Here is a 13,157-nt window from a genome sequence, read left to right on the forward strand (position 1 = left end):
CCTAGTTGCTATTATCAAAGTATTAATTATTTTATTACAACTTGATTTCTTCCGTTTTTCTTACCTATGTACATTTGTTTATCGGCTGCATGGATCATATTTGGTATATTGCTAAAATTAGCAGAGCAAACACCACCAAAAGTAATAGTTACAGAAAATTTTATATCATTATATTCTATAATTTTCTCTTCCACTTTTTTTCGAATACGATTTAAAATTTTTTCGACTTTATTTTTATTTAGTTTCTCACCAACTCTATCACTTTGAAGAAGGATCAAAAATTCTTCTCCTCCCCAGCGAGAAACTATATCGTTGCTTCTGCATTCATTTTTTAATATTGCAGAAATTTCAGCTAAAGCTACATCTCCGCATTTGTGCCCATAAGTATCATTTACGACTTTAAAATGATCAATATCTCCAAAAATCAAGTAAAAATTACCACTGTCCTTTTTAAGCGACATATCTATCTTGTTTAAAATGTCATTCATTTGACGTCTGGTTATAAGTCCAGTCAGTTCGTCTATGTTGGCAATATTTTCCATCTCATGAATTTCTTTTTGCAGGAAAATTACTTCCATCGCCTTTGAAATTTGAAGTACTCGTTCTATAAAAAATATAAGCATAAATGCGACAATTATATTAAATCTTGTTAGAAAATCATCGATTGAATTTATTTGAAATATTGAAATTTTTAGATTAGTTGAAAAATATAGATATATGTATATTATTGATTGAATAATTCCTAAAGCATAAAATATACCGCGTTTTTTAAATGGAACTGTTATAGAAAGAAAGATAAATGGAACAAACCATGCTTGAAAGCCTGCGGACCAGCCAAGATTTATAGTAGCAATTGTTAAAAATATAGTTGCTTCTGTGCAGCAAGCGAGCAGGGCTATCTTCTGATGTTTGTGTAAAAATTTTAAAGCCCCGCCAAAAACAGCTATGCTTATTATATTATAAAACATCATTAGTTTGTTTCCGCTATATATAAAAATAAACTCAAATGTTACATGTATAACAAAACCTGCAAGAATTAACCAGAAATAAAATGAAGCTTTTATATATTGTGATAAATCTTTAATTTCACTGTAACTTTTCACTAAATAGTTCCAAAAATAAATTTAAACTTCTTTTATTTTATATATAGCATATTAAAACATTACTAATTATATTATACATATTGTATTATTAATTATTAATTATTTTTGCAGGATATAAGAAATTTAGTAAAAGAGCGTTTAGTTTTAGCTCTTTTACTAAAAGTTAGATTAGACTATCTTTTTGATGACGTCTAGGATTAGATTGCACTTTGGTACGATTGAGTTTACGACTAGATATTCGCTCTTTGAGTGCATGTTGCCGCCTGTGGGTCCAAGTCCGTCTATAGTAGGACAACCCGCTGAAGATGCGATGTTTCCGTCGCTTAATCCGCCCGCATCGACCCAGCTTACTTTGACTCCGCTTTCTTTTGCAACTTCGTCAAACACTGCTTTGATCTTTGGCAAATTTACCTCATCTATCATAGGACCTTCGTCGTTTGTTAAGGTTATTTTATGCGTTACGCCTTGCACAAAAGGCTTGCTTAGAATTTCATCCAGCTTTTGCTTACAAAACTCAACCGAAGAGGCGAATTTATATCTCATCTCAAAATTTACCGAAGCAAAATCAGGCACTACGTTTTGCGCCGTTCCGCCGTTTGTCATTATGGCGTTAAAGGTGTGTCCCGCGCTAAAGTCGGTTAATTTAGAAAGCTCAACTATGAAATTTGCCGCCTCAACTACCGCCGAGCGACCCCGCTCAGGATGATTTCCTGCGTGCGCCGAGACTCCGTGAAACTCAACCGTGTAGGCAAGCATACCCTTTCTGGTTGCGACCATCGAGCCGTCTTCTCTGGCAGGCTCCATCACAAGGCAGTATTTTGACTTCTTGGCATACTCTCTTATCTGATCTTTCGTGAAATTTGAACCCGTTTCTTCGTGGGAATTTAAAAATACCGCCACATTGAGTTTGCTTAGATCAAGATCCTTTATGACGTATAAAGATAGCAAAGCGCCCGCCTTATCGTCTATCACGCCAAGTGCGTTTATCTTGCCGTCATTTTCTTTAAAAGGTACATCTTTACCCCAGCCAACAGGGAAAACCGTATCCATATGCCCCACAAAAAGTATGTCGAAATTTTGCGCTTCAGGATCGTTTGATATCAGCAAGCAATCGGCTACTTTGTCGCTGTTAAGCTTGATTATCTTATGCTTTAACTCTAGCGAATTTGCTTTATCTATGAACCATTTTGCGACCGAATTTACGCCCTCTATATGCGAAGTAGGGCTTTCTATCTGCGTTAGCTGTTTAAGTTCATCTAAAAATTGAGCCAACTCCTCTTGTTTCATCATGACTCCTTTTAGACGATGATGCTCATTACAAACATCGCAAGATAGGCGTTCAGGATACAAATTCCAAAAAGCACCGCATAGTGTCTGCCCGGAATTCCAAGCACGCCCAAAACTCTACCCATATACTGCACGGTTGAGCCTACAAGCGCCATTCCTGGAAGCAATACGGCTATGTCGCCTGCGGTTAACGTGCCTGCTTGAACCAAGGCTACAAGCACGCCCGCCGAGCCTCCCCAGCTTAAAAATGCAGCCATAAATACGGCTATGGACTCACCAGGAAGCCCAAGCGGCACCATGATGAAGCCAAGATAGTTTCCTATGATTTTAAGTGCGCCTGATACGTTTAGGATGTAGATTATCACAAACGCCATCAAAACGTTTGGGATAGTGTTGTGGATAGCGATATCCCAGCCTTTTCTTGCACCTTCTACGAATACGTCAGTTAGTAGTTTGTTATTTGTTTTATCACTCATACTTCAACCTCGTCATCTTTTACGAATTTTTTGACATAAAGTCTCATTAAATTTGCACCAAAAACTTTAAAAACAAAGATTATACCCAGGCAAAGCGCGATAGAAGCAGGCGCTAAAGCCCCGTTTTTATCCGGTATCACAAGTAACGGCGCAAAAGATGCTAAGAAATTCGTAATCATAGCTCCCGCGCTAAATTGAAACGCCGCAAATATCAAAAGCTCCTTGTGTGTCATCTTGCCCTCTTGACGCAAAAATTTCGCCGTAGAGCTACCGGCATCAGTACTTTGAGTGCTTGCCATAAGCGATATCGAGCAAGCTCCGGGGATCCCTATCATAGGCTTTAAGATAGGAGTAAGCCAAGCCGAAGCCGCATATAAAGCGTAGTATCTTTCAAATATCGCAACAAATCCAAGTGCAAGCATAACGCTAGGAACGAGGCTTAATGCAAATAAAAATCCGCCTTTTGCGCTAGTTCCGCCCGCAGTCTTAAACCACTCGGGGAATTGACCCGTGAGCTTGCTGAAGTCAAAAATTCCGCCTGCAATATCTTTGGTAAAGCCGCCAAAGAAAACTATAGCCGCTATCAAAGCAACGGTGCCGATAATCAGCTTTTTCGTATCTCTTGTCTCTTGCATTAAGCCTCCTTGGTATATAAGTAAATGTAGTAAAAATATACATTTAAAAGACTTAATAAAGAGTTAAAAATGGCTTTAAATAATAAAAATATTTTTTAAATTGATATTTTAAGATTGAATTTAAAAGATTGGTTGGTCGGCTCAAATTTTCAAGCAAATTTGGCTTAAAATTTGTAGAGTTAAAGTGGTAAAGTCAAATTTACCACTTATGATTTCTTATGCTTAATATCTATCCTAAATTTGAGTTTATTTTTTGCTAAGCGCCTTAAATTCCTCTACATAACCAAGCGCGCCATCGATACACTCAATCCAAAATTCATTTTTTTTGATATCTTTTTTAAAGTGCTTTTTGATGATATCATCTACACTCATTGAGCCTGTATCTCTTAAAAACGCTTTGTAAATTTCAAAGAAATTTGGCTCTTTAGCCCTAAATTTTGCTATCAAAAACTGCGATAATAGATATCCTACCGTGTAAGGGTAGTTGTAGATGTATTGATCGATTTTGTAAAAATGCAGCTTAAAGTATGGCAAAAACTCTTCCGTGTCTTGCGTGCTACCGGCATACCATTTTTGCCAAGCGTTTTTCATCATCTCGTTTGTCTCTTTTGGCGTTACTAAGCCGCTGCTTCTAGCCTTGATAAATTCGGTCTCAAAGCTATATCTGACAGGAATGTGAAGCATGAAATTTGCTGCTGATTTAAGCTCTTGCCAAAGGATATTAAAGAGCGAATTTTTATCCGCATTTTTCTTAAGATACTCTCTTAAAACGGCTTCGTTAAAAGTGCTTGCAACCTCGGCTAGGCTCATTGGAAATTCAGTCCGGATGCTTGGCATATCGCGCATTATCCAGTAGTGCCACGCATGCCCCAGCTCGTGAGCTTGCTGTATCATGTGCGCCTCGGTGCCCATGTAGGTAGAAAATACTCTAGCCTGCTTAAGCTCGTTAAATCTCGTATAAAAGGCACCTGCGGCTTTGTTCTCTCTTGTGCTTGCCTCTATCCAGCGGTTTTTAAGCATAAGATCTATAAAGCCGGAAATTTCCTCGCTAACTTCGCTTAGGGCTGATTTTATCGTGGATATCGCTTGATGATACGGAATTTGCGCTTTAGTAGAAAATGGTGAAGGCGCAAGCAGATCGCACGCACTCATGCGCTCTTTACCAAGATATGGCGCTCTTAAAGTTACCGCCTCTCTTATCTTGCTAACTCGCTTTTTAAGTGCCGAGTGCATCGCATTTATCGCTTCATGGCTGATTTTATTTTGCTCAAAACTCGGCAAAAAAATATCGCATTTCGCCTCTTTAAATTTAGCTTGCCTAAAGCCGTGCAGCATATTTAAGGCATCCACATAAATCGGCGCGTGCTTTTCGTAGTGTTTGCTAAGCTCATTAAAGATATTTTTGCGAAGCACGCTATCTGGTGAGCCCTTTAAAATGCCTCCGCACTTTGCAAAGCTATAGTTTTTTACTTCGCCAAAGCTATCTTGTGCCTTGATGTCGATGAGGTTGTTTAAATGCGTAAAAATCGCATATATCGGAGTAAAGCTACTCTGCTCAAGCTCGGCAAAAATTTCTTTATTTTTTAAATTTTTACTCCAGCTGTTTTTTTGCTCTTCGTAGTAAAATTTCCAGTGCGAAAGTCCAAATTTTTCCCACTCTTCATCGCTTAATTTGCTAAATTTAGCTACCATCTCTTGCTTTATCATCTCAAGTTTTGAAATTTCGCTTTGAATTTCTGACTTTATCGCGATAGCTTGTTCGTCTTTGGTGTTTTCGCTCATTTTGCAGCGACAAAACGCCTTTAAAGAAGATAGCTTGTCAAAGCCTTCCTCGTAAAGCCCTGCAAGATCTTTAACTAAAAATTCCTTTGAATAAATCAGGCTCAAAGCCTTGTTTATTATATCCTTTGCGCTTTTTAGCGAGCGAGTAAAATTCTCATGCTCAAAACCGACATAAGCATCATCAAATCTCCATTGCGGCAGGGTTTGCTCCTCCATCATCACTCCTTAAAGCACAAGTAAAAATACAAATATATGATGACTGATAAGTCCCAGTATGGCAGGAACCGAGCAGCGTTTTACCAGACTTAGCGGGTTGCATTTTAGCATTCCTGCTATGGCTACCACCACTCCTGCAACAGGCGATAGCGGACGCGCGATGGTTGAGGCTTGATGCATAGGAAGAACAAGCATCACCGAGCTTACGTTTAGTTTGGTTGCGATCTGCGGTGCAAGCTCGACAAGCGGATAAAAGCTGGCACCGTTTGAGCCCGCGATGATGGCGACCACAGTCGTGATAAGCACAAACACGACCGACATACCAAAGCCTCCCAGTCCAAGCGTATTTGCAAGGCTTACGATACTATCAAGCATGCCTAATGACTTAAAGCCTTGAGCAAAGACTCCTGCTGCTATGATGAGGGCGACCACTCCGCTTAAACTGCGTCCCATGGCTTGCAAAAAGACCTTCAGTCCCTCCGCTAACGGCTCAAATTTGAATCCATGCCTGATCGTCTCAAAGCACATCGCGATGATGACTGAGAGCAGGATGATGGCTGAGATGTTTAGTTTGATTGATTTGAGGCAGTATTCGGAAAAAACAACCACCAAAATCATCGGTAAAAACGGCAAAATCGCATAAATTTTAGGTGCACTCGCAGTAGGAGGCTTTGTAGCTTCGTCAAATTCTATGCTCTCTCCCACGTGCTCGCTGCATACCCAGCCCTCTTTTTTGTCCAAGTATCTATTCCAAAAAACTAGCGCTATGCCGATAACGATAGAGGTTGGAAGCGCGGCTGGAATTTTGTATAAAAAGACATAATCAAGCAGCGAAAGCGAAGTGGCTTTAGCCGAAGCGGCGGTTGAAGCGCCTATGAGCACCATCGAAGCGGCACCTGACATGCAGCAGATAGAGCCTACTGTGAGTTTGTTTAATCCAAGCGAGATAAGGATAGGCCCAAGAAGCGCAAGGCAGAGCACGCCAAGTCCGGCGGCACTCGTGATAACCATGCTTATGAGCTTTGCTATGGCAAATGCGACAAATATCATAAAATAGGGGCTTTTTATCTTTGCAAGCCGTCCTGTGGTAAGCGAGACGAAAGCACTGTTTGCTCCGATATGCGTCATGTAAGTGACAAAACCGACCATAAACATGATAAGAAGCCCAAGATCAGCCATGCGGTCTGAAAACATATAGCGGATGTACTCTACGATGTCTAGGTACTCGTTGCCCGTAGGCGTGGCCTTTTTAGGCATAAATTTGCCTGTTTGAAGAACGATAGAGCAAATAAGCATAAATACACCCGATAAAAACAGCGTAAGCGGTGCGTATTTACCCTTGATAATCGCCCAACCGACGATAAATAGCACTACTGAACCGATGATAACGCCAAGCATTTGATCTCCTTTTTGTGTGAATTTGTTTTAAGTTTTGAATTGTAAAAACAGTGAATATTTTTTAAATTTATGTAGTCGGATAAAGATATGCCTGATATGGCTTTTAGTATCTCAAATCTCATTGTCTTTCTTATTTTTTAATTCTATATATATTATTTAATAGTTATTAATATAGAATTTTTAATATTGAAATTTTATCTTGCTTTTGTTTTAAATTTAATTAAATTTAAAAAGCTAAAATTAATATACTATATAAAAATTCTTTATTATAAGAAATTTGATTGTTCTATACTTTTTAAAATACTTTAAAAAGATAATAAAGGCTAATGGTATTTTTAACGACAATAGTAAATTTATTAGAATTTATAACTTGATTTTGTATAATCATAAGACTAAATATAAAGGATTTGTATTTTGACATCAATTATCTTGGCTACTTTTCTTATCGTTTTGACGATCGGCCTCATCTATGTTATCGCGTATGAAATGCACGATGAGGATTATTAGTTTTTTACCAGCTCTTTGATACTATCTCTTATATTTTCTATCGTTAAATTTGAAACTTCACTTACTAACTTACCTTTTTTATCAAGCAGATATATAGACGAGCTGTGAGCTACGGAGTAGTCCATGGCTGATTTTTCAAGCCTTATCTTTTTGTATTTAGCTCCGTAAGTTGCGGTAACTTTTTTTAGATCATCCACTACAAGACCGTAGGAGTTGGGATAGAAGTATTTGGCGTATTCATCCATCGCTTGTGGCGTGTCGCGCTCGGGATCAAGCGTGATAAAAAGCACTACGATATCATCTCTTTTAAGCTCGCCAAGTACGCTGCTAACAAGCCCAAGCGTAGCAGGACAGACATCGGGACAGGAGCCAAAGCCAAAGTAGATGATTTTATATTTACCGTCAAAGCTTTTTAGAGTTATATCGCCGTTAACGCTCTTGGCACTGAAGTTATAAACTCCTCCGTTTGCGTATTTGATGCCCAAAAATACCCCTGCGGAGATGATCATTATAAACACGACGATCGAAGAAAAAAGCTTCATTTTGGCTCCTTATTGTTTTAAGTCAAAGTCTATATAAAGCCCTGTTTTTTTGCCGCCGTCAAGCACTTCAAACCTATATCTCATCAGGCTTATGACGCAAGCGCTTAGCACTACATCGGCTTTGTATTCGTTATCTCTTTTTTCAAGCTTGGCTTTTATCACGCCCATTTCCATATTTACACCGTGAATTTCTAGGCTTGGCTCTTTGAAATTTAGCTCATTAAGCCCCTCTATCCACATGGAGACAGGCTGCATCACATAAACAGGTCTTGGTGAGAGGCTAAAATTTACGGTTTTGCCTTTAAATTTAACAGGGCATGAAAAATTTGCGTTCATATCGCACTCAAGCGGAGTTAAATTTGTATCAACCTCTGTAAATTCGCTCTCTTGGCTTGATGACTTCTCGCTAAACACATAAAATCCGCCCGCGATAAAGGCTACGGCAAAGATAAGTGCGGCTATGATCTGTTTATTCATCTTAGTGCTTATGCATACTTTCTTTTTTCATGACCGGCTTAGCGACCACGTCTTTAAGCTCGACTTTTGAGCCGTTATCAAACTCAAGCGTTACGTCTATCTTATCGCCTTCTTTAACCGGAGCAAATATATTCATAAACATCACGTGAAGTCCGCCCGGTTTTAGGTTCACTTCGCTTTTAGCGGGAATTTCTATATTATCAACCTGAATCATCTGCATCATGCCCTCTGCGTGCTTATGAGTGTGCAGCTCGGCTGTTTTTGAGATATTTGAGCTGGCTGCTATAAGCTTTACGGCTTTATCGGTATTATTTTTGATATCCATAAATGCAGCGCTATTTTTCACGTGCGGAGGAGTGGCTTTTGCAAAAGCGTTTGAAACCTCAATGTCTGCTGCATTTGCCGCGCAAAAAGCCGCGACTAAAGCCAAGGCTGATAACGTTTTTTTCATGTGTTTCCTTTTCTCAAAAATTTATTAACAAATATGAAATTATATCAGAAAATATATTTTTTCAAATTTAAACTCGCTGTGCTATAATTGGGCTTTTTATTATGACTTGATAGGGTTTTGTTTGAAAAAATTATTTATATATTGCATGTTAGCTGCTTTTGCCTTCGCAAACACTGAAAATTTAAAAGAGATTAGCTACTGGAAGGATAAATTTGTCGGCAAGGACTTGAAATTTGGCTACTATGAAGCAAAAACTACGATAATAACTGTAAATAAATACACCAAAGATATGCGGACATTTTTTTACGAAGATGGCGTTTTGGCTGAAAAATTTACTCAAAATGTAATAACGGGCAAAAAAGGCGATAAGCAAAAAGAGGGCGATTTGAAAACCCCTGTTGGCTTATATGACATAACTAGCCGCTTTACTCCGCCTGATCGCTACTACGGACCGCTTGCATTTGAGCTTTCTTATCCGAATTTGCTTGATAAAATTTCTAAAAAAACGGGCAGTGGCATTTGGATACATGGTTTTCCGATGGATGGTAGGCGCGATAATGAAGTTAGAACCAGAGGCTGCGTAGCGATGGATAACGATAGGCTTTTGAAATTTGGCAAGGTTATAGAAGATAACGGTTTGGTGCTTATAGACGAGATGCATGACACGCTTGCAAATGACGATGATATCGCTTTTGTGATGGCTTTTGTGTTTAAGTGGAAAAGTGCTTGGAGAAAAAACGACATAGATAAGTATCTGAAATTTTATTCTAAGGATTTTGTGCGGTTTGATGGGATGAACTTTGGCGAATTTGTCAAATTTAAAAAGAGAATTTTTGCCAAAAACGAGCAAAAAGAGATAAAATTCTCAAATTTTGCAGTCACCCCATATCCAAATGAGCAAAATTTAAAAATTTATAGAGTCGTTTTTCATGAGGATTACAGCGCTCCTTCGCATAAATTTAGCGGAAAAAAGGAGCTTTATGTAAGGCTTGAAAACGGCAAAGTAAAGATCATAACGGAGAGGTAAAATGCAAGAAAAAAGTGAAATTGTAAAGTCTAAGATAGAAGCGATCTTAAAGGCTCGTGGCGAGTTTTTCGCCGAGCTTGATAAACAGGTGCCAAAGATAGAAGGCACTGACGTATTTGATTTTAGCAAGTGCGAAAATGGCGATTTAAAGGCGATTTATGCGAAATTTTACGCTTATGATTACGGTGTGCGCAAGCTTTTGCCAGATGTATATGAAGCTTACGGCGTGAAATTTAATGTCTGAAATTTTATTAAATCGCGCCGCATATCTAAATAACCTTTCTAAAATTTGCTCCAAAGCCGGCGGCAAAGAGCGCGTTATACTCGTTCTTAAAGACAATGCCTACGGACACGGTGCAAAATTTATAGCAAAAGAGGCTAGTAAATTTGGGATCAAATTTACAGCGGTTAAAGATGAACGCGAAGCTAATGAGTTAGATGGTTTTTTTGATCAAATTTTAATACTTTCTCATTTGCCAAATGGAAATGAGAGCGATAGATTTATTTATGGGGTTAATGAGCTTTCGAATTTGCAAGCGTTTAAAAGTGGCACTAAAATTCATTTGGCTATAGATACTTTGATGCACAGAAATGGCATAATACTTGATGAAATCGAGGTTGCTTGCAGGATAGCTAAGCAAAATTCGCTTAAGATTTTAGGCGCATATACGCATTTTCGTTCTGCAGATGAGCTAAATAGTGATTATTTTGTGCAAAGAGAGAATTTTAAAATTGCAAAAGAAAAAATTCTAAAATATAGCGGACTAAATCAAGATGATCTGATTTTTCATTCGCATAATTCTGCCGGTCTTGAGAGGTTTAAAGAGCTTAAAAACGAGTATGTGAGAATCGGAATAGCTCAATATGGGTATGCTCAGTTTGATGATAGTTTAAATCTTGAGAGAGTAATGGAGCTTTGGGCCAATAGAATTAGCAGAAGGGAGCTCAAAAAGGGTCAATGCGTAGGATATGGAGCTAAATTTTGCGCAGATCGGAATATGGTAGTGGCAACTTATGATTTAGGCTATGCGGACGGACTTTTAAGGTATGATGGAGAAGGAGAGCTAATCTTGCCAAATGGCAAAAAAATGCTTGGCAAGATGTCTATGGATAGCTTTAGCTGTGAAGACTCAGGAGATAAGATTTGTGTATTTGAGGATGCAAGAGAATTTGCCAAGTTTTTTAACACCATAGAGTATGATGTATTGTCCAAACTATCGCCAAATTTAAAAAGAAGATGGGTTTAGATATATAATATAGAATATAATACTACTTTTTATAAAAAACTTTAATATCATAAATTGGTTATAATTGTCGGTTAAAAAGATAATCAAGAGGTTTATATGGATATAGAACATATTAAAACTAAAACCTACCCTATGACAGCCTTGTATGTAGAGGATGACGATGAAGTAAGAACTCAGACTGCTAAAATTTTAAAACTATTTTTTAATAGTGTAGTAGAGTGTAATAATAGCTATGATGGTCTAAAAGAGTTTAAAAAGCATAGTCCTGATATAGTTTTTACCGATATAAATATGTCTGGTATAAACGGTCTTGAGATGCTTGATACTATTAAAAATATCAATCCTGCTACAAAAAGCATCATATTTTCAGCGTATGACGATACTGCATATTTTACTAAGGCCATCGAAATAGGTGTGGATGGGTATATTTTAAAGCCTTTTTTGATATCAGATCTGCTTAATGTTTTAGAAAAGATAATTAATTCCGATGATATGAAGCAAAAAAATTTAATTTGCTTAGACAACGGATTTGTATGGGATAGTGAGGGATTAAATTTGTTAAAAGATAATAGATCGATTAGACTTACCAAAAATGAAATTGAACTTCTTAAAATGCTTTTAAGCTGTAAAGAAAGAGTTGCAGCAAGCGAGGATATAGAAAATAGACTATTTAATGATGATATTTGCGATAATAAGCGTATAAGAAATATCATATCTCGCTTTAATAAAAAAGTGGATTATCAACTGATAGAGAATATATACTCTCAAGGATATAAGATAAGATGCCAATACTAGACATAGAGCAAAATTATGAGAGATTGGATAAGATATTTTTTAATTCTGGGGTTGGAATTTTTATAGTAGATAAGAATAGGAATATCTTAGAGTGCAATGAGACGTTTTGTAGAATTTTTGGATATGAATATAACGAGATAATAGGTAAGTCTGCAAGAGTAGTGCATGTAAGCGAGAAAAAATATCTTCATTTTGCGGAAATCGGTTTTAATAAAGTTAGAAAAAATCAGGCCTTATATCTAAACTATGAATTCAGACATAAGAGCGGAAAGACAATATGGCTTAGAATTTCAGGAGACTCTATAACTAGCAAAAAAGAAGTTTTGTGGATAGTGGTTGATATTACGGAGCAAGTTTTGGTTGAGAAAAAACTAAAAGAGAGTAAATTAAAGATAAAGCGCCTTAATAAGACACTAAATTGCGAAGTTGAAAATCAACTAAGGGTCATTAGGCAGCAAGATGAGCAGCTGCAATATCAATCGAGGTTAGTTCAGATGGGAGAGATGCTAAATATGATAGCTCATCAATGGAGACAGCCACTATCTGCTATTTCCGCGACTACGTCTTTTTTATCCGCGAGTTTGATGCTTGATAGTTTTAAAAAAGATGAGTTTTTGGGCGAGATTGGAAAGATAGAGGAGTATGCCAAGCATCTATCAAATACTATCGATGATTTTAGAAATTTTTTTAAACCTACAAAAGCGAAAGAGACTACTACTCTAGAAGAGCTTTCAAACATGGCAATAAATATGGTAAAAGCTATTTTGTATACGCATAAAATTAAAATCTATACAAATTATAAGTGCGATAAACCGATAATGACGTATAAAAACGAAGTGGCGCAAGTTATTTTAAATCTTATTAAAAATTCTCAAGATGCGCTTCTGGAAAGAAAGATAGAAAACCCTATAATTGAGATTACAACATGCCGAGATAAAGATTTTTTTTGCCTTGGTATAAAGGATAATGCAGGAGGTGTGAACGAAGAGATAATAGATAAAATTTTTGATCTCTATTTTTCTACTAAAAACGATAAAAACGGCACCGGACTTGGCCTATATATGTCAAGAATTATTGTAGAAGATCACTGCAAAGGAAAGCTTGAAGTGCAAAATTTAAAAAATGGAGCACTTTTTACAATAAAACTTCCCAAATAGAAACTCTTTTGAGACAATCTTAAAATTTACATCTACATCATAAGACAAATCCAATAC

The 13,157-nt window shown here is 37.3% G+C and carries 15 protein-coding genes; 5 read left to right on the top strand and 10 right to left on the bottom strand.

Going from position 1 to position 13,157, the window contains the following annotated elements; translation table 11 throughout:
- Nucleotides 1-26: 26 nt before the first annotated feature.
- The 10 genes from CDOM16189_RS10005 to CDOM16189_RS02225 all read right to left on the bottom strand — a co-directional run bounded on the left by CDOM16189_RS10005 (nucleotide 27) and on the right by CDOM16189_RS02225 (nucleotide 8,874).
- Nucleotides 27-1,103, bottom strand: coding sequence for a diguanylate cyclase (locus CDOM16189_RS10005; protein WP_169974476.1), 1,077 nt, complete (start codon nucleotides 1,101-1,103; stop codon nucleotides 27-29).
- Between the two features lie 168 nt (nucleotides 1,104-1,271).
- On the bottom strand, nucleotides 1,272-2,390 hold the full coding sequence (locus tag CDOM16189_RS02185; protein ID WP_169974474.1) for a M20/M25/M40 family metallo-hydrolase: 1,119 nt from the start codon (nucleotides 2,388-2,390) through the stop codon (nucleotides 1,272-1,274).
- 11 nt (nucleotides 2,391-2,401) lie between these two features.
- Complete coding sequence (locus CDOM16189_RS02190; RefSeq protein WP_169940683.1) at nucleotides 2,402-2,866, bottom strand: YjiG family protein; 465 nt, start codon at nucleotides 2,864-2,866, stop codon at nucleotides 2,402-2,404.
- A complete protein-coding gene (locus CDOM16189_RS02195) occupies nucleotides 2,863-3,501 on the bottom strand; it encodes a nucleoside recognition domain-containing protein (protein WP_169974472.1) in 639 nt (212 codons plus the stop codon). Before CDOM16189_RS02195 ends, CDOM16189_RS02190 begins: the two co-directional genes overlap by 4 nt.
- A 246-nt stretch (nucleotides 3,502-3,747) precedes the next feature.
- Nucleotides 3,748-5,499, bottom strand: a complete 1,752-nt coding sequence (locus tag CDOM16189_RS02200) for a gluzincin family metallopeptidase (protein ID WP_170000709.1) — start codon at nucleotides 5,497-5,499, stop codon at nucleotides 3,748-3,750.
- A 9-nt stretch (nucleotides 5,500-5,508) separates the two neighbouring features.
- Nucleotides 5,509-6,897 carry a C4-dicarboxylate transporter DcuC gene (gene dcuC / locus CDOM16189_RS02205; protein ID WP_169974468.1) on the bottom strand — a complete coding sequence of 463 codons (1,389 nt, stop codon included), beginning with the start codon at nucleotides 6,895-6,897 and terminating at the stop codon, nucleotides 5,509-5,511.
- Complete coding sequence (locus CDOM16189_RS02210; RefSeq protein WP_169974466.1) at nucleotides 6,870-7,019, bottom strand: hypothetical protein; 150 nt, start codon at nucleotides 7,017-7,019, stop codon at nucleotides 6,870-6,872. The genes dcuC and CDOM16189_RS02210 overlap by 28 nt, the downstream gene beginning before the upstream one ends.
- A 381-nt stretch (nucleotides 7,020-7,400) precedes the next feature.
- Nucleotides 7,401-7,946 carry an SCO family protein gene (locus CDOM16189_RS02215; RefSeq protein WP_169974464.1) on the bottom strand — a complete coding sequence of 182 codons (546 nt, stop codon included), beginning with the start codon at nucleotides 7,944-7,946 and terminating at the stop codon, nucleotides 7,401-7,403.
- A gap of 9 nt (nucleotides 7,947-7,955) precedes the next feature.
- Nucleotides 7,956-8,423, bottom strand: a complete 468-nt coding sequence (locus CDOM16189_RS02220; protein ID WP_169974462.1) for a hypothetical protein — start codon at nucleotides 8,421-8,423, stop codon at nucleotides 7,956-7,958.
- A 1-nt stretch (nucleotide 8,424) separates the two neighbouring features.
- The gene (locus CDOM16189_RS02225) at nucleotides 8,425-8,874 is read right to left on the bottom strand and encodes a copper chaperone PCu(A)C (protein ID WP_169974460.1); all 450 of its coding nucleotides are present in this window, start codon (nucleotides 8,872-8,874) and stop codon (nucleotides 8,425-8,427) included.
- Between the two features lie 121 nt (nucleotides 8,875-8,995).
- On the opposite strand from CDOM16189_RS02225, the gene CDOM16189_RS02230 reads away from it, so the two are divergent.
- From CDOM16189_RS02230 to CDOM16189_RS02250, 5 genes are all read left to right on the top strand, one after another.
- Entirely contained in the window at nucleotides 8,996-9,901 is a 906-nt protein-coding gene (locus CDOM16189_RS02230) for a L,D-transpeptidase family protein (RefSeq protein WP_249321482.1), read from the top strand.
- A gap of 1 nt (nucleotide 9,902) precedes the next feature.
- A complete protein-coding gene (cmeU, locus tag CDOM16189_RS02235; RefSeq protein ID WP_170000710.1) occupies nucleotides 9,903-10,145 on the top strand; it encodes a CmeU family protein in 243 nt (80 codons plus the stop codon).
- Complete coding sequence (locus CDOM16189_RS02240) at nucleotides 10,138-11,148, top strand: alanine racemase (RefSeq protein WP_169974456.1); 1,011 nt, start codon at nucleotides 10,138-10,140, stop codon at nucleotides 11,146-11,148. The genes cmeU and CDOM16189_RS02240 overlap by 8 nt, the downstream gene beginning before the upstream one ends.
- A gap of 96 nt (nucleotides 11,149-11,244) precedes the next feature.
- A complete protein-coding gene (locus CDOM16189_RS02245) occupies nucleotides 11,245-11,943 on the top strand; it encodes a response regulator transcription factor (protein ID WP_169974454.1) in 699 nt (232 codons plus the stop codon).
- Nucleotides 11,931-13,100, top strand: coding sequence for a PAS domain-containing sensor histidine kinase (locus CDOM16189_RS02250; RefSeq protein WP_169974453.1), 1,170 nt, complete (start codon nucleotides 11,931-11,933; stop codon nucleotides 13,098-13,100). The genes CDOM16189_RS02245 and CDOM16189_RS02250 overlap by 13 nt, the downstream gene beginning before the upstream one ends.
- The last annotated feature ends 57 nt before the right edge of the window (nucleotides 13,101-13,157 follow it).

It is taken from the genome of Campylobacter sp. RM16189, assembly GCF_012978815.1.
Lineage (GTDB): Bacteria > Campylobacterota > Campylobacteria > Campylobacterales > Campylobacteraceae > Campylobacter_A.